24 protein-coding genes are annotated in these 22,514 nt (G+C 63.8%); 14 read left to right on the forward strand and 10 right to left on the reverse strand.

The features are described from left to right. Window positions 1-4: 4 nt before the first annotated feature. Window positions 5-532 (forward strand): SixA phosphatase family protein, encoded by a 528-nt coding sequence (locus tag AAG591_RS02385; RefSeq protein ID WP_342529336.1) that lies wholly within the window; start codon window positions 5-7, stop codon window positions 530-532. A 3-nt stretch (window positions 533-535) separates the two neighbouring features. Here the strand turns inward: AAG591_RS02385 and soxR are convergent, their stop codons facing one another. After that, window positions 536-976: a redox-sensitive transcriptional activator SoxR gene (soxR, locus tag AAG591_RS02390; protein ID WP_342529338.1), complete on the reverse strand. Its 441-nt coding sequence runs from the start codon at window positions 974-976 to the stop codon at window positions 536-538. Window positions 977-1,090: 114 nt separating this feature from the next. On the opposite strand from soxR, the gene AAG591_RS02395 reads away from it, so the two are divergent. Then, window positions 1,091-1,462, forward strand: coding sequence for a VOC family protein (locus tag AAG591_RS02395; RefSeq protein ID WP_342529339.1), 372 nt, complete (start codon window positions 1,091-1,093; stop codon window positions 1,460-1,462). Between the two features lie 86 nt (window positions 1,463-1,548). Then, on the forward strand, window positions 1,549-3,183 hold the full coding sequence (locus AAG591_RS02400) for a lysine--tRNA ligase (protein ID WP_342529340.1): 1,635 nt from the start codon (window positions 1,549-1,551) through the stop codon (window positions 3,181-3,183). Between the two features lie 4 nt (window positions 3,184-3,187). Here AAG591_RS02400 and AAG591_RS02405 read toward each other — a convergent pair whose 3' ends face one another. Next, entirely contained in the window at window positions 3,188-3,868 is a 681-nt protein-coding gene (locus AAG591_RS02405) for a prolyl hydroxylase family protein (RefSeq protein ID WP_342529341.1), read from the reverse strand. Between the two features lie 68 nt (window positions 3,869-3,936). Here AAG591_RS02405 and AAG591_RS02410 point away from each other — a divergent pair, with 68 nt between their 5' ends. Beyond that, window positions 3,937-4,494, forward strand: coding sequence for a cytochrome b (locus AAG591_RS02410; protein WP_342529342.1), 558 nt, complete (start codon window positions 3,937-3,939; stop codon window positions 4,492-4,494). Window positions 4,495-4,562: 68 nt separating this feature from the next. On the opposite strand, the gene AAG591_RS02415 is transcribed toward AAG591_RS02410, so the two are convergent. Then, window positions 4,563-5,507, reverse strand: coding sequence for an RcnB family protein (locus AAG591_RS02415; protein ID WP_342529343.1), 945 nt, complete (start codon window positions 5,505-5,507; stop codon window positions 4,563-4,565). A 215-nt stretch (window positions 5,508-5,722) separates the two neighbouring features. Between AAG591_RS02415 and AAG591_RS02420 the strand changes: the two genes are divergently transcribed. Further along, on the forward strand, window positions 5,723-6,292 hold the full coding sequence (locus AAG591_RS02420) for a pyridoxamine 5'-phosphate oxidase family protein (RefSeq protein ID WP_342529344.1): 570 nt from the start codon (window positions 5,723-5,725) through the stop codon (window positions 6,290-6,292). Between the two features lie 33 nt (window positions 6,293-6,325). Then, the gene (locus AAG591_RS02425; RefSeq protein WP_342529345.1) at window positions 6,326-7,690 is read left to right on the forward strand and encodes a chloride channel protein; all 1,365 of its coding nucleotides are present in this window, start codon (window positions 6,326-6,328) and stop codon (window positions 7,688-7,690) included. A 166-nt stretch (window positions 7,691-7,856) separates the two neighbouring features. On the opposite strand, the gene AAG591_RS02430 is transcribed toward AAG591_RS02425, so the two are convergent. Together AAG591_RS02430 and AAG591_RS02435 are read right to left on the reverse strand one after the other, a co-directional pair. Beyond that, complete coding sequence (locus AAG591_RS02430) at window positions 7,857-8,357, reverse strand: hypothetical protein (RefSeq protein ID WP_342529346.1); 501 nt, start codon at window positions 8,355-8,357, stop codon at window positions 7,857-7,859. Between the two features lie 116 nt (window positions 8,358-8,473). Further along, window positions 8,474-9,046, reverse strand: coding sequence for an FMN-dependent NADH-azoreductase (locus AAG591_RS02435; RefSeq protein ID WP_342529347.1), 573 nt, complete (start codon window positions 9,044-9,046; stop codon window positions 8,474-8,476). Window positions 9,047-9,155: 109 nt separating this feature from the next. On the opposite strand from AAG591_RS02435, the gene AAG591_RS02440 reads away from it, so the two are divergent. Next, window positions 9,156-9,542, forward strand: coding sequence for a winged helix-turn-helix transcriptional regulator (locus tag AAG591_RS02440; protein ID WP_342529349.1), 387 nt, complete (start codon window positions 9,156-9,158; stop codon window positions 9,540-9,542). Window positions 9,543-9,609: 67 nt separating this feature from the next. Here the strand turns inward: AAG591_RS02440 and AAG591_RS02445 are convergent, their stop codons facing one another. Continuing rightward, window positions 9,610-10,266, reverse strand: a complete 657-nt coding sequence (locus AAG591_RS02445) for a TetR/AcrR family transcriptional regulator (protein WP_342529351.1) — start codon at window positions 10,264-10,266, stop codon at window positions 9,610-9,612. A gap of 69 nt (window positions 10,267-10,335) precedes the next feature. Between AAG591_RS02445 and AAG591_RS02450 the strand changes: the two genes are divergently transcribed. Then, on the forward strand, window positions 10,336-11,769 hold the full coding sequence (locus AAG591_RS02450; protein WP_342529352.1) for a DUF1254 domain-containing protein: 1,434 nt from the start codon (window positions 10,336-10,338) through the stop codon (window positions 11,767-11,769). On the opposite strand, the gene AAG591_RS02455 is transcribed toward AAG591_RS02450, so the two are convergent. Both AAG591_RS02455 and AAG591_RS02460 read right to left on the reverse strand, forming a co-directional pair. After that, complete coding sequence (locus tag AAG591_RS02455) at window positions 11,766-12,035, reverse strand: acylphosphatase (protein ID WP_342529353.1); 270 nt, start codon at window positions 12,033-12,035, stop codon at window positions 11,766-11,768. The two genes, AAG591_RS02450 and AAG591_RS02455, sit on opposite strands and share 4 nt — an antisense overlap. Window positions 12,036-12,045: 10 nt before the next feature. Next, a complete protein-coding gene (locus AAG591_RS02460) occupies window positions 12,046-13,098 on the reverse strand; it encodes a PAS domain-containing protein (protein WP_342529354.1) in 1,053 nt (350 codons plus the stop codon). Window positions 13,099-13,657: 559 nt separating this feature from the next. On the opposite strand from AAG591_RS02460, the gene AAG591_RS02465 reads away from it, so the two are divergent. Then, window positions 13,658-13,969, forward strand: a complete 312-nt coding sequence (locus AAG591_RS02465; RefSeq protein ID WP_342529356.1) for a GIY-YIG nuclease family protein — start codon at window positions 13,658-13,660, stop codon at window positions 13,967-13,969. A gap of 384 nt (window positions 13,970-14,353) precedes the next feature. Here the strand turns inward: AAG591_RS02465 and ettA are convergent, their stop codons facing one another. Beyond that, on the reverse strand, window positions 14,354-16,027 hold the full coding sequence (gene ettA / locus AAG591_RS02470) for an energy-dependent translational throttle protein EttA (RefSeq protein ID WP_342529358.1): 1,674 nt from the start codon (window positions 16,025-16,027) through the stop codon (window positions 14,354-14,356). Between the two features lie 111 nt (window positions 16,028-16,138). Here ettA and AAG591_RS02475 point away from each other — a divergent pair, with 111 nt between their 5' ends. Both AAG591_RS02475 and AAG591_RS02480 read left to right on the forward strand, forming a co-directional pair. Beyond that, the gene (locus AAG591_RS02475; RefSeq protein ID WP_342529359.1) at window positions 16,139-17,212 is read left to right on the forward strand and encodes a L,D-transpeptidase family protein; all 1,074 of its coding nucleotides are present in this window, start codon (window positions 16,139-16,141) and stop codon (window positions 17,210-17,212) included. 45 nt (window positions 17,213-17,257) lie between these two features. Next, window positions 17,258-17,755, forward strand: a complete 498-nt coding sequence (locus AAG591_RS02480) for a DUF427 domain-containing protein (protein WP_342529360.1) — start codon at window positions 17,258-17,260, stop codon at window positions 17,753-17,755. A gap of 25 nt (window positions 17,756-17,780) precedes the next feature. On the opposite strand, the gene AAG591_RS02485 is transcribed toward AAG591_RS02480, so the two are convergent. After that, a complete protein-coding gene (locus tag AAG591_RS02485) occupies window positions 17,781-18,188 on the reverse strand; it encodes a hypothetical protein (RefSeq protein WP_342529361.1) in 408 nt (135 codons plus the stop codon). A 144-nt stretch (window positions 18,189-18,332) separates the two neighbouring features. Here AAG591_RS02485 and AAG591_RS02490 point away from each other — a divergent pair, with 144 nt between their 5' ends. The 3 genes from AAG591_RS02490 (at window position 18,333) to AAG591_RS02500 (ending at window position 22,424) form a co-directional block, all read left to right on the forward strand. Beyond that, a complete protein-coding gene (locus AAG591_RS02490; RefSeq protein ID WP_342529363.1) occupies window positions 18,333-19,721 on the forward strand; it encodes a M20/M25/M40 family metallo-hydrolase in 1,389 nt (462 codons plus the stop codon). A 131-nt stretch (window positions 19,722-19,852) separates the two neighbouring features. Next, window positions 19,853-21,472, forward strand: a complete 1,620-nt coding sequence (locus AAG591_RS02495; RefSeq protein WP_342529365.1) for an FMN-binding glutamate synthase family protein — start codon at window positions 19,853-19,855, stop codon at window positions 21,470-21,472. Between the two features lie 7 nt (window positions 21,473-21,479). Beyond that, complete coding sequence (locus tag AAG591_RS02500; RefSeq protein ID WP_342529366.1) at window positions 21,480-22,424, forward strand: mechanosensitive ion channel family protein; 945 nt, start codon at window positions 21,480-21,482, stop codon at window positions 22,422-22,424. Window positions 22,425-22,514 lie beyond the last annotated feature (90 nt).

The raw sequence follows: 22,514 nt of genomic DNA on the forward strand, positions 1-22,514 counted from the left end.
TAGCATGAAATATCTCGGCCTGTTGCGGCACGCGAAGTCCGACTGGGACGACCGGAGCACGCGCGATTTCGATCGCGGCCTCAACGAGCGCGGGCGCGCGGGCGCGCGGCTGATGGGCCGGCACATCCGGTCGCAGGGGCAGAAGTGGGATCAGCTACTCGCCAGCCCGGCCGTGCGCGTAAAGCACACGCTCGAGGCGGCTGCGATCGGGATCGAGCCGACCTATGATCAGCGGCTCTACCTTGCCGGTCCGGAAACTCATTATGAGGTGGTTCGCGAACAGGCGGGTGACGCTGACGCAGTGCTGATCGCGGCGCATAATCCGGGCCTGCAGGATCTCGTTCTGGCGCTGGTATCGCATGAAAACGAAACGCCCGATTTTCGCGAAGCGATGGTGAAATTCCCGACCGCGTCCTTCGCGATTCTCGAACTGCCGATCGACGACTGGAGCGAGCTTGGCAGGCGCGACGCGCGCCTCGTCCACTTCATGCGGCCGCGCGATCTGGACCCCAACCTTGGCCCCGAGGACTAGGTTCTAGCCGATCACTATGCGCGGGCCCGGCCCCTTGGTGGCAAGGGCATCGTCCGGATTGTACAGCGTGCAGTTCTTCAGGCTTAGGCAGCCACAGCCGATGCATCCATCGAGATTGTCGCGTGCGCGCTGCAACTCGGCGATCCGCGCATCGAGCTGATCGCGGATCGACCGGCTGATTGCCGCCCAGTCCTTTGCATCGGGGGTTCGCCCTTGTGGCAGTCGTGCGAGTTGGCCCTCGATCTCGCCGAGTGACAGGCCCAGCCGTTGTGCGATCAGGATGAAGCTGAGGCGCCGGATGTCCGAGCGCAGGAAACGCCGCTGATTGCCGCCCGTGCGATGCGGTTCGATCAGCCCCTTGCTCTCGTAATACCGAATTGCAGAGACGCTGAGCCCGGTACGCCGGGCGAGATCTCCGATAGGCAGCAGGTCGTTCGCTTTCATCGATCACCACAATAGAAGCATTGCCTCTTGACCTCAAGTTAGGTTGAGGTTCCATCTGTTTGCGCATCGCAATCGCGGGGCCACCCCGGCACCGCCAGAGTAAGGAGAATCGCGATGCCCAAGGGAAACCTCGAACACGCCAATATTTCCGTCACAAATCCCGACCGCAGTGCCGCGCTGCTGATCGACCTGCTCGGCTGGCACGAACGTTGGAAGGGTGACGCAATGAGCGGCGGACACACGATCCACGTCGGGACCGAGCACGCTTATGTTGCGCTCTACACCGGCCCGCACGTGCGCGGGTCTTTCGAGAAAGGGAATCCGCTCAACCACCTCGGCTTCGTGGTCGACGATCTCGAAGCGGCCGAGAAAGTGGTCGTGTCCCACGGGCTCAAGCCCTTTGGGCACGACGACTACGAACCGGGCCGCCGCTTCTACTTCTTCGACTGGGACGGGATCGAATTCGAGGTGGTCAATTATGAATGAGCCGATCCTGAAAGAGCCGATGTTCTCACGCGGTAGTGGGTCTTCGCACTTGCAACGTGGCAGGGCTTCCGCAACAGGCTCGAACGATGAGCATGCAAGACCTGATCGAAGCCGCCCGCGTGTCCAAGGCCTGGCCCTTCCAGGAGGCACAGCGGCTGCTCAAACGCTATCCTGACGGCGCGAAGCCCGACGGTTCGCCGATCCTGTTCGAAACGGGATACGGACCGTCGGGCCTGCCGCATATTGGCACCTTCCAGGAAGTGCTGCGCACCACGCTGGTGCGTCGCGCGTTCGAGGCGCTGATCGGTGCCCGGCCCGAGGATGGCAAGACGCGCCTCGTGGCGTTCAGCGACGACATGGACGGTCTGCGTAAGGTACCCGACAACGTGCCGAATGCGGAATTGCTAGAAGCGAACCTGCACAAGCCGCTCAGCCGCATTCCCAACCCGTTCGGGACCGATCACGAGAGTTTCGCCGCACATAATAATGCCAAGCTGCGCGAGTTCCTCGACCGGTTCGGGTTCGATTACGAGTTCATCGCCAGCCACACGAAGTACAATTCGGGCGCGTTCGACGATGCCTTGAGGAAGGTGCTGGCGAACAACCAGGCGATCCTCGACATCATGCTGCCCACGCTGCGTGCCGAACGCGCGGCGACCTATTCGCCGATCATGCCGATCAGCCCGGCCACTGGCCGCGTGCTGCAGGTGCCGGTCGAGGTGGTCGATGCACAGGCGGGCACGATCTGCTTCACGGATGAAGACGGCACGATGGTGGAGCAGTCCGCGCTCGGTGGACAGGCGAAGCTTCAGTGGAAGGTCGATTTCGCCATGCGCTGGGTCGCTATGGGCGTCGACTACGAGATGTACGGGAAGGACCTGACCGACACCGGCATCCAGTCGGGCAAGATCGCGCAGGTACTGGGCGGGCGGAAGCCAGAGGGGCTGATTTACGAGCTGTTCCTCGACGAAAAGGGCGAAAAGATCAGCAAGTCGAAGGGCAATGGCCTGACGATCGACGAATGGCTGACCTATGGCAGCGAGGAATCGCTCGGCTTCTACATCTTCCCCAATCCCAAGAGTGCCAAGCAGCTGCACGTGGGTGTGATCCCGCGCGCAGTGGACGACTATTGGCAGTTCCGCGAGCGTTTGCCCGAGCAAGCGCTCGACAAGCAGCTGGGGAATCCGGCGTGGCACCTGCTGCGCGCGAATGGCGGGTATGAGGCCGAGGAGGCCCCCGGTGCGGGCGATAGCTTGCCCGTGACGTACGGCCTTCTGCTGAACCTGGTGGGCGTCATGGGCGCAGCGACGACCCGCGATCAGGTGTGGGCCTATCTCGGCAATTACATCGCCGACCCCGATCCGGCGAAGCACCCGGAGCTTGACGCTCTCGTCGGCACTGCGCTTGCCTATAATCGCGATTTCATTGCGCCGACGCTCAAGCGCCGTGCGCCCGCACCGAACGAGGCTGCGGCGCTGCGGATGCTCGACGAGCAATTGGCGCAGGCCCCGGCCGATGCCAGTGCCGAAGACCTGCAAACCATGGTCTATGAAATCGGCAAGCGCGAAGAGTTCGCGTTCGAATCGCTGCGCGACTGGTTCAAGGCGCTGTACGAGACGCTGCTCGGGTCGCAGCAGGGGCCGCGCATGGGCAGCTTCATCGCGCTCTATGGGGTGGCGAACACCCGCGATCTTATAGCGGAAGCGCTCGCGCAGGGCTGATCGGTCAGCCCCATTTTCGCGTGCGATACCATCGGGTGATGACGTATTTCGCACCCGATTCAACAGGGGTGCCCGCGTGCAACGTGTTCACGTTGGGCGAACCATCGGGCTTTGCGTTGTTCCAGAGCAGTAGGACGCCGGCTTTCGGCGCGATCTGGATGCCGAGCGTGGGAAATGCCGTGGCACCGCCGGCAGGAACATTGTTGAGATACATCATCGCGGTCCAGCTGCGCTGGCCGCCGTTCTTGCGTTCCTGCTTCCAGTACTCCTCGCTCGGGAAGAAATAGTCGTGGTGGTTCTTGAATTCCTGACCGGGCAGATAGCGCTGGCCCTGCATCGTTTCGCCGATCTTGCCCGGCAGGCCTAGCGCATCATCGATGCGGCGGCTGATCATCTTCACCGTCGGGTCGCTACTGTCGAAATTGCCCGAGTAGGATGTGCGGTACCCGTCCTTGTAGGTGCCTTCGTACAGGCTGCTCGGCCGGGCCACCTGATCGATCATGCCGGCCAGTTTGCGACATTCGTTCGAGGTCAGGAACTCGCCGATCGCGTAGATTTCCGCCTTCTCGCTCGGGATTTTGTAAGCCTTGGGGTCCGCATCCAGGCGTTCGCGTACGGTCTTGCCTACGCGGGCGAGTGCGTCCTGATCAGGCACCTTGGCTGTTTTCGTCGTCGATTCTGTCATGCAAGTTTTCTAGCAAGTGCATCGCGCGCCCGCTAGACAGCGGGAATTCAGGGCGAAAGGGAACTTGCATGACTATCGGAAACCAGAAGCGCTACAGCATCGGCGCGATGATCTTTCATTGGCTTATCGCGGTTCTGGTGATCGTGAACTGGCGCATTGCGGAAAGCGCCGAGCATCTTTCGGGCCCCGAGAAGGGCGCCGTCTTCGCCAATCACAAGGCGCTGGGGATGCTGATCCTCGTGCTGACGCTGGGGCGGCTTGCATGGCGCTTCACCCACCCATTGCCCAGCCTGCCCAACAACTATGCTCCGTGGGAGAGATTGCTCGCGCGCGCGACGCACGTCATCTTCTATGTCCTGCTCGTCGGCCTGCCGCTGGGCGGTTGGCTGGCCAGCTCGCTGGCGCTGCGCCCGGTCGACTTCTTCGGCCTGTTCACCATCCCGATGCTGCCGGTGGGCGAGAACAAGGATCTCGCAGGCACGATCTTCGATGCACACAAAACTGCGGGCACGATCATGATCTACCTGATCGGTTTGCATATCCTCGGCGCTCTCAAGCACACCTTCATCGACAAGGATCTCGGCATCTTCCGGATGCTCCCCTTCGGCGGCAAGGCGCGCGAATAGGCTGCAAACGAAAGGCCCCGCCGGCTGCGTAAGCCGACGGGGCACAAGGTTGGGTTTCGACCGGCGACTTACCAGAAGAAGTCGTAGATCACATCGACCACTTCGCCGGTATAGGTGTTCACCAGCAGTACGTCGTCATAGTAGCGGACCCACTTGTAGGGGCCGTAGACTTGCGGCAGGCGATAGCTCCACGGATCGTTGATCCAGTAGCGGTTGCCGAAGAACAGGCTGCCCAGCGTGAAGCCGATGTTCAGGCGGCGATAGCTGTAGTTGCGATACGGCGCATAATAGCGGCCGATGTTGTAGACGCGACGATTCTGGTTGCGATAGCGCTGCCAATCATACCGCCGGTCGTTCCGCCATCCACGGTTCCACCGGCGATAGTCGCGGCGGGCTTCACGGCGCTCTGCCTGGCGGTAGTCGCGACGCACTTCGCGGCGGTAGTCACGCCGTGCTTCCTGGCGCGCATCGCGACGTGCTTCCTGACGGTAGTCGCGACGTGCTTCCTGGCGCGCATCGCGACGTGCTTCCTGGCGAGCATCGCGCCACGCTTCCTGGCGGGCTTCGCGGCGTGCATCCTGCCGTGCTTCCTGGCGGGCATCGCGGCGTGCTTCCTGCCGGGCGTCCTGACGGGCATCGCGCCTCGCTTCGCGCCTCGCTTCGCGCCATTCTTGGCGATAGGGCTCAGCGCGATTTTCCTGGCGGTTTTCGCGTCGCTCGACACGGCGGTCGGCCTGTCGCTGTTCCTGACGGGCGTTCTGGCGATTGTCCTGCCGCGCCGCCCGACGTTCCTGCCGAGCCTGTTGACGGTCGCCGCGCTCCTGCACCCGCTGCCTGCGATTGTCGTCGCGGGTCGGGCGTTCTGCGATTGCGCCACTGGCGCTGACCGAGGCTATCACGGCGACCGGTTGCGCTTCTGCTGCCGATGCACTCGCGGGCAGGCTGGTGGCGGCGAGGGCCAGCCCAATTGCGGTAAGCCCGCTATGTCGGAGAATTCTGGAGATGTCGTACATGATGTGTCCTTGCGGCTCCCTTCGTTGCTTTTGGCCAATGGCCGCCGCGCCCACCATGCGACTCCCATGTCCTGAATTGATACATGCGCGATACGCGCTGACACAAAACTGAACGTGACCATTGACCATTTGTTCATGTTTGAAGTCAAGTTGATGAATGATGGAAACGTGGAGCGATTTGACAGGCCGGGCAATTACGTGGCTTTGAGCGCACAATGATCGATACGCTCGACGCCATTCTGGACGATGCCTCCCGGCGACTGGCGCGAGCCGCCAGCGACCGGCGATCCGCGATGCATACGCCTGTCGTGGCGACAGGCGATGCCGATGCGCGGGTGATGGTGCTGCGTGCCTTCACGCCGTGGACGTTACGCTTCCACACCGATTTCCGCGCGCCCAAAGTGAATGTGATCGCTGACGATCCGCGCGTCGGCGTGCTGTTCTACGACCAGGCGGAGAACGTGCAGATCCGCGTACGCGGCACAGCCACCATACAGCGCCATGGTGCGGTGGCGGATGCTGCGTGGGAGGCGGGCACCAACTTCGCCCGCCGCTGCTATCTGGGCGAGGGGCCGGGCACCGTGGCCCAGACCGCCTCTAGTGGCCTGCCTACTGCATTCGAGGGCGTCGAGCCGACGGACGGCGAATTGCTCCCGGCACGACACAACTTTGCGGTGATGCTGGTCGAGCTGGCCACGCTCGACTGGTTCAGCCTTTCGCACGAAGGGCACCGGCGCGCGCGGTTCGATCTGGCTGGCGGGACGGCGCGCTGGGTTACGCCCTAGACCGCCAGGGCTGCTTGCCATAGGGGATGCACCATGAAGCGCCCCCGCCTGCCAGCCAGAGATCTGTTGCCGGGCATGGGCGAAGAGCTGATCAGCCCGAGCGACTGGGGCCGCCGTGCCGCCACGCTGGTAAGCGCGGTGCTGATCGGCCTGGTCGCGATCGGGTTCGCGATCGCAGGCGACCACGCCAGCACGCTGTTCGAACGGACGACGCACCGCTATCCCTGGGTCTACCTTGTGTCGGCACCGCTGGTGTTCGTCGCGATCGCCGCCGTCACCAACCGGTTTGCAGCCGACGCACGCGGATCGGGCATTCCGCAAGTCATCGCCGCCAGCCGTATGCCGGGCAATGCGGCCATCGCGGGACTGGTCGCGATCCGCACCGCGCTGTTCAAGGCGGTGCTGACCGTCGCCGCTCTGCTCGGCGGGGCTTCGGTCGGGCGAGAGGGGCCGACGGTTCAGCTGGGCGCGGCGATCATGGTGCAGGTCCACCGCCTGTTTCGTGTGCCGATCAGCGCGGGCGTGTACATCGCAGGCGGCGCGGCGGGGGTTGCGGCGGCGTTCAATACGCCGCTGGCGGGCATCGCCTTCGCCATCGAAGAGCTGGCGGTCGCCTACGAGCAGCGAGTCGCCGTGCTGGTGATGGGCGCGGTGATGATCTCCGGTCTGACTGCGCAGGGCATTTCGGGCGACTACGTCTATTTCGGGCAGATCACGGGCAGCCTGCCGATACTGACAGTGCTGGTCGCTGCGCCGATCGCCGGCCTCGCAGGAGGCGCGGCGGGCGGCCTGTTCTCGCGCATGGTGCTCGCCTTGCGTGGGCCGGGCGGGCGCTTCGCAGCGAAGCTCAAGGCTCGCCCCTTGACCACCGCGCTGGTGTGCGGCGTTGTGGTCGGCGTGCTCGGCTTCGTCACGGCGGGGGCGACGTCGGGGACGGGGTACGAGCCCACTCGCGCGCTGCTTTCGGGCGAGGATGCAGAATACTGGTTCGGCCCGGCCAAGTTCCTCTCGGCCTTGGCGACCAGCGCCAGCGGCATTCCCGGCGGGATATTTGCTCCGTCGCTGGCGGTGGGCGCAGGCTTCGGCGAATTGCTGACGCCGCTGTTCCCCCCAGAGCAGGCGGGGCTGATTATCCTGATCGGAATGGGGGGGTACTTTACCGGGGTGGTGCGTGCGCCGCTCACCGCGGTCATCATCCTCAGCGAGGCGACCAGTTCGAGCCACGCGATCCTGCCGCTTTTCGCGACCGCGCTGATCGGCGACTGGGCGGGCTCGCTGGTGTGCAAGGAACGACTCTACCACGCGTTGGCGGGCGATTTCGCGCCGTCCGTGAAGGCGGATAAGATCGAGGGCACGGACGACGACCCGCTGAAGGGTTCTCCTACCAACGGCGCCTGACACACCTGACACAGTGTCCTGGGGTCAAAAAACTCCACGCGTGGAAGTCGCGAATTTTTGCTCGCGCGGGGTGCGCGGGCATGGGGAGCCGACAATGCGAAAGAGCGGGGAGGGGGATAGCTATTCTCCCGAGAGTAGGAAAATCGCGCGCCGCCCTGCCTGGCCCTTATACTTCGTCTCCCGGCGTAATGTGCATCACGATCGACCGTATCGTCATGAACACGATCGTCACGCTCGACGCGGCCAGTGCTACCATCAGCACGGTTAGGGAAAACAGCGCGGTATAGAGGTAATTGTACCAGCCGCTCGGCAGGTTCTCGAATTCGCCCATCGGCAGCGTGTAGGCCAGCAGGACGAGGAAGCTGAGCATCAGGGTTGCCGTAGAGATCACCGCAATGCGGCTGACGTGCTTGTAGGTCTGCCGGTCGAAATCCGTCTCGATCCGCCGGATCATGCCGATCAGCGTCAGCATCAGGGCAAGCGTGGTGGCCGATGCGGTGGCGATGGCCGAGCCGAGATAGAGCCCGGCACGGCTCAATGCCTCCAGCAGATCGCGCGCCTCGGCGGCGCCATAGACCGAACCGATGGCCTGCCGCGCGGCGAGGCCGATCAGGCAGAAGACGGTGAAGGAAAGGACGGGATAGATAATACTGCGTTTGCTGCTCATGCTGGGGGCAGCGAACGAGTGGGCAGGAAGGTCCGAAAACCGACAATTGTAGGTATGCTGCCTAGGCGCGGAGCGACTTGAGGCGCCCCGCGCGCTGTGTGTTGGAAAGGCCCCTCTCAGGCGATGGCGAGCAGATCGCGCACCTTCTCGTGCGCTTCGGCCATGGCCGCCTTCGCCGCGTCCTCGCTGATCTTCAGGCCTTCGGCGATGACGAAGACAGGATCGGTAATCCCGATGAAGCCGAGCACGCTGGTGAGGTAGCGTTCGGCGTGTTCGACGCTGCGCTGCTCGCTGTCTTCGCCGTACAGCCCGCCGCGCGCGATGGCCACGATGACCCGCTTGCCGCCCGCCAGCCCTTCAACAGCGCCTGTTTCGGTGTAGCGGAAGGTTTCGCCTGCCACGAGGATGCGGTCGATCCACGCCTTGAGCTGGCTGGGAATGGTGAAGTTGTACATCGGCGCGCCGATCACCACCGTGTCCGCCGCCTTGAACTGTGCGAGCGCCTCGGCGGAATCTTCTTCGCCGAACGCGGGCAGGGTGAGGTGGGTGAGCGGATTTGCTGCAAGATCGCGATAGGTCACATTCGCGTCGCCGTTGGCGTCTTTCAGGTTGGCGACGATGGCGGCGGTCAGGTCGCGGCTGGCCGATGCCTCGCCGGTGATGCTGCTGTCGATGTGGAGGATGTTCATGGGTCTGTGCTCCGGTCGTATTGGGTGGTCACTAATGTTGACCAGAGCCACATAAGTGACCACATAAGCCTCGCAAGAACGCAAATCTTCCTGACCAGGTCACACGAATATGACTGCAAATTCGCATCCCCATTCCGAACCCGGCTGCCGCGCGGTGAGCGAAGTGCTCAGCCGCGTGGGCGACAAGTGGACCGTCCTGATCGTCAAATCGCTGCAAGCGGCTGACGAAGACGGCCGCCGCTTCAACGATCTGAAGCGTGATATCGGCGGGATTTCTCAGCAGATGCTCACGAGGACGCTGCGTTCTCTAGAGCGTGATGGGATGGTGGCGCGCACGGTGCACCCCACGGTGCCGCCGCAGGTCGAATACCGGCTGACCGATCTTGGCAACTCGCTCGCGGTGCCGGTCATGGCGCTCGCCGACTGGACGTTCGAGAACATGGAGCTGATCCACGCCAACCGCTCCGCTTACGACGAGCTTGCGAACGCAGCCTGAGCTTGCGCGGGGGCGTCCGTTGCTCGCGTTGCTGAGGCTCGATTAGACCTCGAAACGAATGTGCGGGCTAGCTTCCCTCGCCGCCCAGCAAGAGCTGAGCCAATGCTTCGCCTATTTTCCCGGCGGCGTTCTCCGTCGCCCTGTCGGGCGCGAGTATCGCAAGCGCCGACGTAATCCTGTCTGGCTGACCCAGCGCGCCATGGAGTATCACGAAGACGATGGCCGGGTCGGAGATGGGAACAACCCCGGCGTCGATTCCCTGCTCGATCAGCGGCCGTGCCGCCTCGTAAAGGGGTTTGAGCAAGCGCTCAGCGACGATATCGCCACGTGGAGCCGGTTCCAGGCTGGCGCGTGCGATGAAGCCGCGCAGATCCGGGTTCCGATCATAGTAGTCGGCTGTCATTGCGATGGCGAACTGCAACCTTTCTCGAAGGGGCGTCTTGTGGTCGTTCGAGAGGGCCGAAAGCGCCTCGATCCGCGACGCGAGCGTGTCCGCCAGCAGGTCGACGCAGGCGAGCCACAGCCCTTCCTTGTTGCCGAAATGGACCGCGACCAGATTGGGAGCCGCACCCGCCCGGCTGGCGATCATGCGGACGCCCGCCGCTTCGAACCCGTGGTCGGCAAAGCACCGCGTCGCCGCGCGCAGCAAGGCATCGCGCCCCGCCGGCGCATCTGCCGTGCGCCGTCCGCGTCGCGGGGCGGTTCGATCTTGACCTTCGCTCATCGTGTCTCGTATATGTACGAGTGTACATAAAATGTCATGTCAGTCGTTTCGGGCAAAAGGATCGCTCTCATGCGCCATGTTATCACGCGCCGCGCCGCGCTTTTCAATCTGTCGGCCTTTTCCCTGCTCGCGCTACCCGGCTGCGCGCCGATCCAGCCCGATCCCAATTCGCGCGAAGACCAGCTGGCCGGCGCGCTCGACGGGACGGTGGTCGACGCGTTTTTCTACGCCTTCGGGCCGTACGAGTTCGCCCGCTCGATCCAGGCGCTTTCGGGCCAGATCGATGTCGGTGATACGCTGGTGTCGGAAAATGCGCTGGCCGATGCGGCGAAGCGGGCGGGCGATACCGATGTGCTCATCAATCGCCACATCCACGTGCGCGATCTGGCCGATGAGCGTATCCGATCGGTCACCGCCCCCAACAACGACACGCTTTACACTTCGGCGGTGCTGGAACTCTCGAAGACGGCGGTGCGCCTGACGCTGCCCGATACAGGCGACCGCTATCTGTCGGTCGCGCTGATGGACATGTTCACCGACCAGACGATGGTGGGCCATGCCGACAAGGGCGGGAAGGGCGGGACCTACCTGATCGTCGGCCCGGACAGCGCGGAAAAGGATGGGCCCGGCGTGATCCGCATGCCTTCGAACGACGTCTGGTTGCTGGCACGCACCTTCGTGGCCGGGGTCGACGATCTCGATGCCGCGCGCGCGGTGCAAAGCGGGATCGTGGTGGAACCGATGGATACCAAGGTGAAACCGAAGCTCTTCACCACGCTCGCCCCGCCCGAAATGGAGCCGAAGAGCTTCCTTGCGCTGACCAACGAGGTGCTGGGGCGTTCGCCCAGCCATCCGCAGGTCGCGCGCGCAGCGAAGTTCGCGGACAGGGGCATCGTCCCGGGCAAGGTCGATGTGTGGGACGATCTTTCCGCCCGTTCGCGCACCGCGTGGGGCGCATGGCTGCCCCGCGCGCTGGAGATGCTGCGGAAGGGGCTTTCGCGATCGCAGGACAAGCCGGGCTGGAACGCGCCGCCGCTGATCCTGGGCGATTACGGCAATAATGATCTGGTGCGCGCGGCAATCGCCCTCATTGGGTTCGGCGCGCTCAAGACAAAGGACGCGCGCTATTTCCGCACCGAGACCGATGCCAAGGGCGACGGGCTGACGGGCGATGCCGCGTACGAGATGGTGATCCCGCCCGCAGGCGTGCCGGTGAAGGCATTCTGGTCGCTGAGCGTGTACAAGCCCGATGCCGACGGGCGGCTGTTCTTCTTCAAGGTGCCGATCGACCGGCACTCGATCAATTCGGGCTCGTCCGATCTGGTGAAGCGGGCCGACGGATCGATCGTCCTCCACCTCTCGCGCGAGCGGCCTGCGGCGAAGGATGTGGTCTGGGTGCCGACGCCCGATGGCCCGTTCGTAGCGATCTTCCGCACATATCGGCCGGAGGAGCCGGTGATCGACGGCAGCTGGAGCGTGCCACCGCTGGAAAAGCAGGGCTAGCGTCGCGCGAAGCTGTCGAACCCCTGCGGTTCGGTATCGCGCCGTTCGATCCGTTCGACCGACGCGCGGGGAGGGCCGTCGCGCATCGCCTCGATCATCCGCTCGACAGTGCCCTCGTCGCCCTCCAGCTGCGCCTCGACCGTGCCATCGGGCAGGTTGCGGACCCAGCCGGTGAGGCCAAGCCCGCGTGCGGTCTCGACCGTCCAGTCACGATAGAACACGCCCTGGACCTTGCCGTGGAGGATGAGGTGGGTGGCGCTGGGCATCCTGCCGGAGTCAGTTTTCGTCGAGATTGCCCGCGTCCTTCTGATGATCCCGGGCGATGATCCGGGCCTGTTCGTCGAGCGGAATGTCGATCAGGAAGGTCGTCCCCCGGGCACCCCGCTGCAGGTTGAGTTCCGCGTCGAGACCCCTAATCAGATTGCGCACGATCCGCGCGCCGAGATTGCCTTTCTCAGGCCACTCGGAATCTTCCGGCAGGCCGACCCCGTCATCCATGATCGAGATGCGCAGCACGTCTCCGCTCAGGCGCTTGACCCACGCTTCCACCACCCCTTCATCGCGGCCCTCGAAGGCATGCTGCAGCGAATTGGTGAGGATTTCGGAGAAGACGAGGCCCGTGCGTGCCGCGGTTTCGATCGGCACCTCCACCTTGTCGGCATCGAAATTGACGCGAATGCTCCGGCGACCGTCGATATGGCTGATGGCCGCGGCGATGCGCCCCAGATAGGCGCCGAGCGGGATCACCTTGTCGGTCGCGGAGGCAGAGCCTGCGTGGCTCATTTCGCTATAGAGCAGTTGCAGCGCCTCTACACGGCGGGCGAGGCTGTCGAAGCTCTCCGACGCGTCGTGGTCGCGCACCTGGACGCGGATCATCCCGACCACCATCGACAGGTGGTTCTTCACCCGGTGCTGGATCTCCGCAAGCAGCTGGTCGGTTTCGCGCGCGCTTTCGCTGGTCTTGCGTTCGCCCAGATCGTGCTGGATGCCGACGAAGAACTTGGCCTTGCCGTCCTCGCCCTTCAGCGGGCTGAGCATCAGGCGGTTCCAGAACCCCTTGCCGTCCGCCCGGTAATTGTAGATGTCGATCTGGATTTCGGCTTCTTCTTCGACCGCTTCGCGCAATCGGGCGACCGCATCGGGATCGGTGTTTTCCCCCTGCAGGAACCGGCAATTGCGACCGATCACCGCATCGCGGGCATACCCGGTTAAACTCTCGAACGCATCGCTGACGAAGACCAGAGGATTGTCTTCGATCGAAGGATCGGAAATCGCGAGGGCAAACGGAAAGTCCTCGCTGACACTCAGCTGCTTCAGATCGTTGGCCATGATTCCCCTGTTCACGCATCCGGCCTCGATGGTTCACCCATTCTCGATCGCGGAGTGCGTCTGCCTGTCCGTCCGGGGTCTACGCCCCGCTTGGTGAAGTAATGGCACGTCCGTAGAGCGGGTTCCGAAATAAACATCGCATTCGAACAGGATTATGGAGAGCGGACGTGAAATGAATCGTGGTGAGCGATCCTCTGCCAGGCTGTAAGGAGCCAGGGCCCGGTGTACCGAACGGAGGGCCGATAAGTGCTTGGGACCCAAGGGCGACATCACGGCCCCCGAGCCGGGATCAGGCTTTTCTTTCGGAGATCGAGCTGAGGTCAGGTCCCATTGCTCTTGCCCGTGCGCGACACTTCCGCGCCCCCGCGCCACGACCTCTCGGCCGAGTATGTTGACGCGATGGAACCGCTGCGCGTGGGCGGCGGCGGGCTACTCCCCATATGACAGGCGCGGGGGCTAGCAGGGGGAGGGGGTGGTGCAACCTTATCCACATTCGTCGGCCCGTGCTCGACACGGGCCAAGGCTTCTCTTCAGCCACGCACTCCGGCATAACGGAGAGATGGAAAAGGGCGGCTGGGTATACGTCATGGCCAACCGCTATCGCGGCGGAGTGTATGTCGGCGTCACCGCAGACCTGATCGCCCGAGTATACCAGCACCGCACCGGCGAAGGCTCGGATCACGTCGCGCAGACCTGCAGGACGCTGTTGGTTTACGCCGAACGCCACGAAGGGATCGAAGCCGCCATCGCCCGCGAGAAACTGGTCAAGAAATGGCGCCGCGAATGGAAGTTCGCACTGATCGAGGCGGAGAACCCCGAGTGGAATGACTTGTGGGACGTATGGTTCGGCGGGGATAACGCACGCCCCTAGCAACATCGTCGGGCCGTGCTTGACACGGTCCAAGGCTCCCCTTCTTCCCCGCCAAGCAAAAAGAAGCCCTGGCCCGTGTCAGGCACGGGCCGACGAGGATGGATAAGCGCTACACTCCCACCCACGTCATCCCGGCCCCCGAGCCGGGATCAGGCTTCTTTGGACGTCACTCTCCTGCGAGCTAGTCGCTCAGTTTCACAGAAACGCAAGCGTTGAACCGACCAGATTCGCCGTCTTGACGATACCAAACGTCGGTCACGTCATAATACTCGAAATAGCCACCAGCGTCCCTCGAGATTGTTTCACCAATCCGAGGCATCGCGGGGAAATCGCCTGCAAAGAGCAGTGTATCGCCATGTTCTCCCGCGAAAACCTCGACTTTTATCACCGCGTCAGCTTCTTATACGCCAACCGCGTAGGCCGATCCGCCGCATCGCCAAGACGCCGCCGCTTGTCTTCCTCGTAAGCTTCGAAGTTCCCCTCGAACCACTCGACGTGGCTGTTGCCCTCGAACGCCAAGATGTGGGTGGCGAGGCGATCCAGGAAGAAGCGATCGTGCGAGATGACCACGGCGCAGCCGGCGAAGTTCTCGATCGCGTCTTCGAGTGCGCGCAGGGTTTCCACGTCGAGGTCGTTGGTCGGTTCGTCCAGCAGCAGCACGTTGCCGCCTTCTTTGAGCATCTTGGCCATGTGCACGCGGTTGCGTTCACCGCCCGACAGCTTGCCGACGTTCTTCTGCTGGTCCTGGCCCTTGAAGTTGAACGCGCCGACATAGGCACGCGTGCTCATGTCGTGGCCGTTGACCTTCATGTAATCGAGCCCGTCGGAGATTTCCTCCCACACGTTGTTGCTCGCAGTCAGATCGTCGCGGCTCTGGTCCACATAGCCAAGATGCACGGTGTCGCCGATCTTGATGCTGCCGCTATCGGGCTGTTCCTGACCGGTGATGATGCGGAACAGCGTCGATTTGCCCGCGCCGTTCGGCCCGATGATGCCGACGATGCCGCCCGGGGGAAGGGTGAAGCTCAGGTCTTCGAACAAGAGCTTGTCGCCGAAGCTCTTGGTCAGGTTGTGCGCTTCGATCACCTGACTGCCGAGGCGTTCGGGCACCTGGATGACGATCTGCGCCTTGCCCGGCTTGCGGTCGTTCTGCGCGTCCTGCAACTGCTCAAACTTCTTGAGGCGCGCCTTGGACTTGGTCTGGCGACCCTTGGGGTTCTGCCGAATCCAGTCGAGTTCCTCGGACAGCGCCTTCTGGCGACCCGATTCCTCGCGCTCTTCCTGCGCAAGTCGCTTGGCCTTCTTGTCGAGATAGGTCGAGTAGTTGCCTTCGTAGGGGTAGTACGAGCCGCGATCGAGCTCGAGGATCCAGCCCACCACGTTGTCGAGGAAGTAGCGATCGTGGGTGATCATCAGCACCGCGCCGGCATATTCGGCGAGGTGGTTTTCGAGCCAGTTGACGCTTTCTGCATCGAGGTGGTTGGTCGGTTCGTCCAGCAGCAGGATCCCCGGCTTCTGGATCAGCAGGCGGGTCAGCGCGACGCGGCGCTTTTCACCGCCGGACAGGTTCTCGACCGAGGCATCCGAGGGCGGGCAGCGCAGCGCTTCCATCGCGATTTCGAGCTGGTTGTCGAGCGTCCAGCCATCGACCGCGTCGATCTTGTCCTGCAGCTCGGCCATCTCTTCGCTCAGCGCGTCGAAATCGGCGTCTTCCTCGCCCATCTCGATGCCGATCTGGTTGAAGCGTTCGACCATGTCGGCGGTCTCGCGCGCGCCGTCCTTGACGTTTTCGAGCACGGTCTTGGTCGGGTCCAGCTCGGGCTCCTGCGGCAGGTAGCCGACGGTGATGTTCTCGCCCGGCCATGCTTCGCCCGCAAATTCGGTGTCGATCCCGGCCATGATCTTCATCAGGGTCGACTTACCCGCACCGTTGGGCCCGACGATGCCGATCTTCGCGCCCTGGTAAAATTGCAGGTTGATGTTGTTCAGCACCGGCTTGGGGGCGCCGGTGAAGGTCTTGGTCATGTTCTTCATGACGTAGGCGTATTGCGCGGCCATCGGATGGTCCTTCGGGTCTGGTCGTGTTCGGAGATTTGGCCCGCCAGATAGGGGCAGAAGCGCGCAGGGGCAAGCGCGGGAACAGGGTCTGTCGCCTGCCGTTCGGCTCACATGAAATACTCCAATCTCGCAATCGTCGCATTCGTCGCCACCTCTCTCGCCGCGTGCGGCCTCCAGGGAACCGATACGGAGGAGAAGGACCAGCCGGATACACCCACGCAAACCCGGTCGACCGCGCCCGAAGGCTACGACGATGCGCGCACCGCTGCCGAGCCCGAGGCGAAAGTGACCGACGGTAAGGTGTCGCTGACATTGCCCGAGGGCGTGACGCAGGAAATGCTGGGCGAGCGGACGCCGGAGATGATCGCGGTTCAGGTGATGCTGGATCACACGCACCACGCGCCGGGAGTGATCGACGGATACGGCGGCGGCAACACTGACAGCGCCGTCCGCTATTTCCGCGAAACGCATGGCATGTCCGCCAATGGCGGTGTCGACGCGAAATTCCTTCAGGCGCTGTACGATGAAACCGGCGGCGATGTGTTCCGCACTTATACCGTGACCGAGCAGGACGCGAAGGGCCCGTACAAGAAGCTGCCTGAAGACTTCGCCGATCAGGCCAAGGTCGATGCGATGGGCTACGAAACCCCGGCGGAAATGCTGGCCGAGCGGTTTCACATGGACCAGCAATTCCTCGAAGCGCTCAACCCCGACGCCGATTTCGGCAAAGCGGGCACCAAGCTGGTGATCGTCAGCCACGGGAACGAAAAAGTGCCCGGCGACATCGCGAAGCTCGAAGTGCGCAAGGGCGAGGGGCGTCTGGTGGCTTTCGACGACGCGGGCGACATCGTCGCGAGCTTCCCCGCCAGCATCGGCAGCGTCGAATTCCCGAGCCCGAGCGGCTCCATGGCGGTCAACACGGTCGCCCCCGAACCCAATTATACGTTTGATGGCGACAAGCAGGAATGGGGGCCGGACGGCACTTTCATCATTCCGCCGGGGCCGAACAATCCGGTCGGTGGGACATGGATCGACCTGACGAAGGACGGTTACGGTATCCACGGCACGCCCGATCCGGACTTCATCGCCAAGGGCGAAAGCCACGGCTGCGTGCGGCTGACCAACTGGAATGCCGCCGCACTCGCCAAGGTGATCCAGAAGGGAACGAAGGTGGTCTTCGCCTAAGGTCCATATCGGGACCTTGTGCGGCAACCATTATTCTGCGCCACCATGAACCGACCCGAACCCATCGTGCCCGGACCGGGGCAGGAAAGCGTGTGGGACTATCCGCGCCCCGCCATCGCCGAACCGACCACGGCGCATATCCTGATCGAGCATCGGGGCAAGCGGATCGCGGAAACCCGCCGTGCAGTGCGCGTGCTCGAAACCAGCCATCCGCCGCAATATTATATCCCGCCAGACGATATCGCCTCGGGCATTCTCGAACCGGCGCCCGGCAAGTCCCTGTGCGAGTGGAAGGGGCAGGCGCGCTACTGGAGCGTGGTTGTCGGCGGTGAGCGTCTAGATCGCGTGGGCTGGAGCTATCCGGACCCGGCACCGGGCTTTCGTCTGCTAACCGATCATGTGGCCTTCTACGCCGCGCCGTTCGACCGCATCACGCTCGATGGGGAACCGGTCGAGCCGCAGCCCGGCGAGTTCTATGGCGGATGGGTGACGAGCAAGGTCGTCGGCCCGTTCAAGGGCGTCCCCGGAAGCCGCTTCTGGTAACGGGTGTCGCGGCGGCGTCAGGCCTCTAGTGAACGATACCCACGATGTGCGCCATAAGCCTGCGACCGGCACCCCAGATTGCGTTGCGTCCGCCGACGCCGATCATGTCCTCCACCAGTTCATCGAAGACGCCGCGTTCCTTGCGGGCGGCCGCCGTACACAGGTCCACCAGCAGCATCTCGTCGTAACTGAGCGACATCTGACAGGGCCGGTTGAGGGCGATAGGGTCGGGCCAGGCGCGACCCGCCTCGTCCATGAAGACGTGAAACGGCCGGACCGCGTCTGCTGACCCAAGCTGCGTGGCGAGCGCGCGGCAGCAATAGCTGCGCTGGGCGCGGGCCATGTGGACGTAGCGCATGGCGCAGACCAGCCGCGCGTGGACCGGAGCAATTTCGTTGAGGTCGGGAGTGACGAGCAGGTTCTGTAGGGTCACGCTTGCGCTCCGTTAAATATGAGAATGCTTCGCAATAGCGTCTAGCCCTGATCGATGGGGTCGGTCAATGTCGATGGTGAATCGGCTGTCTCTCGCGCGCTGGAGGCTTGGCAGGGGGCGGCCATGGCGCTAGCTCTGCGCGCCATGAAAACATCTCTCCTCGCGCTGACCGCGCTCTCGCTCTCCGCCCCCGCCGTCGCACAGCTCGGGCCGGGCCCTTGCGAAGGCGCGATCGCCTGCGCCGCCGATGAGGCACTGGCGGACGACAAGCTGGCGTGGGATTTCGTCGAAGGGATCACCACCGAGGTCGGCCCGCGGCAGGCGGGCACGGTCGACGAGGCGCGCGGGCGCGAATGGGCGATCAAATGGCTCCGTGCGAACGGCTTCCAGAATGTCGCGGACGAACCCTACATGATGGAGACATGGGTGCCGGGTGAGCACGCGAGCGCGACCGTCGTCTCGCCCTACGCGCAATCGCTGACGATCCTCCCGCTGGGTGGCAGCGGCAGCTCGGGCGAAGCAGGCGTCACCGCCCAGGTGGTGTATTTCCCGAGCTATTCCGCCCTTGCGGCGGCCCCCGATGGCAGCCTGAAGGGCAAGATCGCCTTCATCAGCCACGACATGCGCCCGACGCAGGATGGTTCGGGTTACGGTTTCGCCGGTCCGGTGCGCTGGACCGGGCCGGGCCTCGCCGCGAGCAAGGGTGCGGTGGGCGCGGTGATCCGATCGATCGGTACCGACAATCACCGCACGCCGCATACTGGCGGCACGGGCTTCGGCGCAGGGGTCGATCCGATCCCGGCGGGCGCTCTCTCCAACCCCGATGCGGACAACCTGGAGCGTATGTTCGCGCGTGCGGACGGCAAGCCGATCACCATGAAGCTGGTCCTGACGCCGCGTTCGCTGGGCGAACAGGAAAGCGGCAACGTCGTCGGCGAGATCGTCGGCAAGGACCCCAGCCTGCCGCCGGTTCTGCTTGCCTGTCACCTCGACAGCTGGTGGCCGGGTACGGGCGCGATCGACGATGCGGCGGGTTGCGGGATCGTTGCCGCCGCAGCGAAGAACGTTGCTGAGGCTGGGCAGCCGCTGCGGACGATCCGCGTGCTGTTTGCAGGCGCGGAGGAAGTCGGCCTGTTCGGCAGCGCCGCCTATGCGAAGGCCCACGCCGACGAACCGTTTGCAGTGGGCATCGAAAGCGATTTCGGCGCGGATCGCATCTGGCGGATCGACAGCAATTTCACCGACAAGAACCCCGCACTGTACAAGCGCCTTGCCGAAGCGGTCGCGCGGTTCGGCGTGGCCGGTTCGCGCGAGGTCGCAACCGGCGGGGCAGACATCAACGTGGTGCGCGAGCAGGGTGGTGCGATCATCGACCTGCAGCAGGATGGAACCCGCTATTTCGACCTGCACCACACGCCCGACGATACGCTCGACAAGATCGACCCCGTACAGCTGAGGCAGAACGTCGCGGTGTACACGCAGGTGGTCGGCATCCTCGCCAACGAAGCTGCGCCCTACAAGCCTGCGGAGTAATCACCGGGGCCTTTCGCGCCGCTATGGCTGTGAGGCCTGGGTGAGGGCAAGTTGAGGTGCGGTCTCTCTGCCTCTGTCCGGAGCCGCACCGATCGCATTGATCGAGGCAGAGACAAGGTAAGGGATTGCGAATGCGCGGATTGATTGCGGACAAGGGTCTGGAGCGAAATCTGGGCCTTTGGGTGCCGCTGGCGTTGACCGTCGCTCTGGCGATCCTCGGGCTCTGGGTGCACGAAGGCTTCTTCTGGGGCCTCGTCGTAGCTGTCCCGCTGCTGTTGATCGCGCTGTGGGACATGGTGCAGACCACCCATTCGCTGCGCCGCAACTATCCGCTCACCGCGCGCTTCCGTTGGCTGTTCGAGGACCTGCGCCCCTTCCTGCGCAGCTATATCGTCGAAGGCCCGCTGGAGGGTCGCCCGTTCGACAGGGTCTCGCGCTCTCTCGTCTATGCCCGCGCCAAGAAGCAGGAAGACGCGCATCCTTTCGGCACCGAGCTGGATGTCTATTCCGAAGAATACGAGGCGCTGTGCCACTCGATCAATCCCAACCCCAAGGCACCCAAGCGTACGCGGGTGCATGTCGGCACCGATCAGTGCAGCAAGCCCTATGACGCCGCCCGGCTGAACATCAGCGCGATGAGCTTCGGCGCGCTCGGCAATCATGCGATCGAAGCGCTCAACATGGGTGCGAAGATCGGCGATTTCTATCACGACACGGGCGAGGGCGGGCTGTCGAAGTACCACCTCAAGCATGGTGGCGATATCGTGTGGGAGCTGGGATCGGGCTATTTCGGTGCGCGCGACAAGGATGGCAATTTCGACGCGGAGAGCTTCCGCGACAAGGCGCAGCATGACCAGGTCAAGATGACCGAGATCAAGCTGAGCCAGGGGGCCAAGCCCGGCCACGGCGGCCTGCTGCCCGCCGCCAAGGTGACCGACGAGATCGCCGAGACGCGGCAGGTGCCCGCGCACGAAGACTGCCTTTCGCCTCCCGGCCACTCGGCCTTCTCGACCCCGCGCGAAATGCTCGAATTCGCGGCGAAGATGCGCGAGCTTTCGGGCGGCAAGCCGGTCGGCATCAAGCTGTGCGTCGGCATGCCGCACGAGGTGTTCGCGATCTGCAAGGCGATGCTCGACAGCGGCATCACGCTCGACTTCATCGTCGTCGATGGTGGCGGCGGGGGCACGGGTGCCGCGCCGCTCGAACTGTCCGACCATATCGGTCTGCCGCTCCGGATCGGGCTCTACTACGTCAACAATGCGCTGATCGGCACGGGCCTGAAGGACAAGATCAAGCTCGCCGCGTCGGAAAAGGTGTTCTCGGGTTCGGCCATCGCGATGAATGCCGCGCTGGGTGCCAACTGGTGCAATGCCGCGCGCGCCTTCATGTTCTCGCTCGGCTGCGTGCAGTCGCTGCGCTGTCACACCGGCACCTGCCCGACGGGCGTGGCGACCAGCTCGCCCGCTCGCCAGCGCGGGCTTGTCATCCCGGAGAAGGCCCAGCGGGTGGCCAATTTCCAGTCGAAAACGCTCGACAGTCTGCACGATATCGTCGTCGCCTGCGGCCTGGAATCGCCCGACGAGTTCACCCCGCGCCACCTCCGCCAGTGGAAGAACAACGCGCAGATGATCCCGTGGTCGCAGATCGTGCACGAGGTCGAGCCCGGCAAGCTGCTGAGCGAGCCGGACGACACGCCCTTTGCTGAATATTGGCGCATGGCGAACCCGGACACGTTCAAGCCGACGCTGTGATCGCGCGATGATCACACCGTTCCTGAACGCCAAGGCGAGCCCACCGCCCACCGCGACGCCATCACCCGCAGCGTCCGACACACCCAAAGCGGTGGTCGAACTGACGCACTACATCGATCCCAACCACCTGTGGGGTGCGGTGGCGATCGGCATCCTGTTCCTGATCTTCGGTTTGCTGCTGACCAGGCTCCTGCGACATGCGATCCATGCGCTGATCGATCACGACCCGAACGAGCATCTCGACCGGATGACGCTGAGCTTCATTTCGAACCTCGCGACCTTCGTCATGTGGATCGTGCTCGCTCTGGTGTTCTGCCACGCGGTGCCCGCGCTCAACAAGCTGACGACCTCGCTGCTGGCAGGCGTCAGCATCGTCTCCGTGGTGATCGGGTTCGCCGCGCAATCGACGCTGGGCAATCTGGTGTCGGGCATCAGCCTAGTGATCTACAAGCCCTTCCGCCGCGGCGACCGGTTGCAGTTGACGACCCCGACGGGGCTGGAGACCGGTATCGTGGAGGACTTGTCGCTCGGCTACACCGTGCTCAGGACGTTCGACAATCGCCGCATCGTCCTGTCGAACGGGACCATCGCGAACCAGATCATGATCAACCTGTCGTCGGTCGATCTCCGGGTCATGATGACGCCGACGATCTCCATCGGCTACAATTCCGACATCGCAAAGGCGCGCGCGATCATCCTCGAGCTGGCGCACGCGCACGACGATGTTCTGGAAGTGGTCGGTTGCCCCGTTGTGAACCTCGGTGCGTCGAGTGTGGACCTCTCGCTGCGCGCCTGGTGCGCCGATGCGTCGTCTGCGAAGGCGGTCGAATTCGACCTGCTGGAACAGATCAAGACGCGCTTCGACGAGGCGGGCATCGAGATTCCCTACGCCTACCAGAACGTGATCGTGAGCGGCTCGATCGCTCCGGCAAGCGCCACGGACCAGCCTTGAGGCATCCGCCCTCCGAGTAAGGCGGCGATGGCACAGAAAGCCGCCGAGATCGTATCTTAACCGGGGCGCAAGGCGCTGCCCAACGAAAGG

Origin of the sequence: Citromicrobium bathyomarinum (genome assembly GCF_038594485.1) — a bacterium.
Classification (GTDB): Bacteria; Pseudomonadota; Alphaproteobacteria; order Sphingomonadales; family Sphingomonadaceae; genus Alteriqipengyuania; species Alteriqipengyuania bathyomarina_A.

Coding starts and splice junctions, on each gene's coding strand:
- AAG591_RS02385 (WP_342529336.1), top strand. CDS start 5: ATGAAATATCTCGGCCTGTTGCGGCACGCGAAGTCCGACTGGGACGAC.
- soxR (WP_342529338.1), bottom strand. CDS start 976: ATGAAAGCGAACGACCTGCTGCCTATCGGAGATCTCGCCCGGCGTACC.
- AAG591_RS02395 (WP_342529339.1), top strand. CDS start 1,091: ATGCCCAAGGGAAACCTCGAACACGCCAATATTTCCGTCACAAATCCC.
- AAG591_RS02400 (WP_342529340.1), top strand. CDS start 1,549: ATGAGCATGCAAGACCTGATCGAAGCCGCCCGCGTGTCCAAGGCCTGG.
- AAG591_RS02405 (WP_342529341.1), bottom strand. CDS start 3,868: ATGACAGAATCGACGACGAAAACAGCCAAGGTGCCTGATCAGGACGCA.
- AAG591_RS02410 (WP_342529342.1), top strand. CDS start 3,937: ATGACTATCGGAAACCAGAAGCGCTACAGCATCGGCGCGATGATCTTT.
- AAG591_RS02415 (WP_342529343.1), bottom strand. CDS start 5,507: ATGTACGACATCTCCAGAATTCTCCGACATAGCGGGCTTACCGCAATT.
- AAG591_RS02420 (WP_342529344.1), top strand. CDS start 5,723: ATGATCGATACGCTCGACGCCATTCTGGACGATGCCTCCCGGCGACTG.
- AAG591_RS02425 (WP_342529345.1), top strand. CDS start 6,326: ATGAAGCGCCCCCGCCTGCCAGCCAGAGATCTGTTGCCGGGCATGGGC.
- AAG591_RS02430 (WP_342529346.1), bottom strand. CDS start 8,357: ATGAGCAGCAAACGCAGTATTATCTATCCCGTCCTTTCCTTCACCGTC.
- AAG591_RS02435 (WP_342529347.1), bottom strand. CDS start 9,046: ATGAACATCCTCCACATCGACAGCAGCATCACCGGCGAGGCATCGGCC.
- AAG591_RS02440 (WP_342529349.1), top strand. CDS start 9,156: ATGACTGCAAATTCGCATCCCCATTCCGAACCCGGCTGCCGCGCGGTG.
- AAG591_RS02445 (WP_342529351.1), bottom strand. CDS start 10,266: ATGAGCGAAGGTCAAGATCGAACCGCCCCGCGACGCGGACGGCGCACG.
- AAG591_RS02450 (WP_342529352.1), top strand. CDS start 10,336: ATGCGCCATGTTATCACGCGCCGCGCCGCGCTTTTCAATCTGTCGGCC.
- AAG591_RS02455 (WP_342529353.1), bottom strand. CDS start 12,035: ATGCCCAGCGCCACCCACCTCATCCTCCACGGCAAGGTCCAGGGCGTG.
- AAG591_RS02460 (WP_342529354.1), bottom strand. CDS start 13,098: ATGGCCAACGATCTGAAGCAGCTGAGTGTCAGCGAGGACTTTCCGTTT.
- AAG591_RS02465 (WP_342529356.1), top strand. CDS start 13,658: ATGGAAAAGGGCGGCTGGGTATACGTCATGGCCAACCGCTATCGCGGC.
- ettA (WP_342529358.1), bottom strand. CDS start 16,027: ATGGCCGCGCAATACGCCTACGTCATGAAGAACATGACCAAGACCTTC.
- AAG591_RS02475 (WP_342529359.1), top strand. CDS start 16,139: ATGAAATACTCCAATCTCGCAATCGTCGCATTCGTCGCCACCTCTCTC.
- AAG591_RS02480 (WP_342529360.1), top strand. CDS start 17,258: ATGAACCGACCCGAACCCATCGTGCCCGGACCGGGGCAGGAAAGCGTG.
- AAG591_RS02490 (WP_342529363.1), top strand. CDS start 18,333: ATGAAAACATCTCTCCTCGCGCTGACCGCGCTCTCGCTCTCCGCCCCC.
- AAG591_RS02495 (WP_342529365.1), top strand. CDS start 19,853: ATGCGCGGATTGATTGCGGACAAGGGTCTGGAGCGAAATCTGGGCCTT.
- AAG591_RS02500 (WP_342529366.1), top strand. CDS start 21,480: ATGATCACACCGTTCCTGAACGCCAAGGCGAGCCCACCGCCCACCGCG.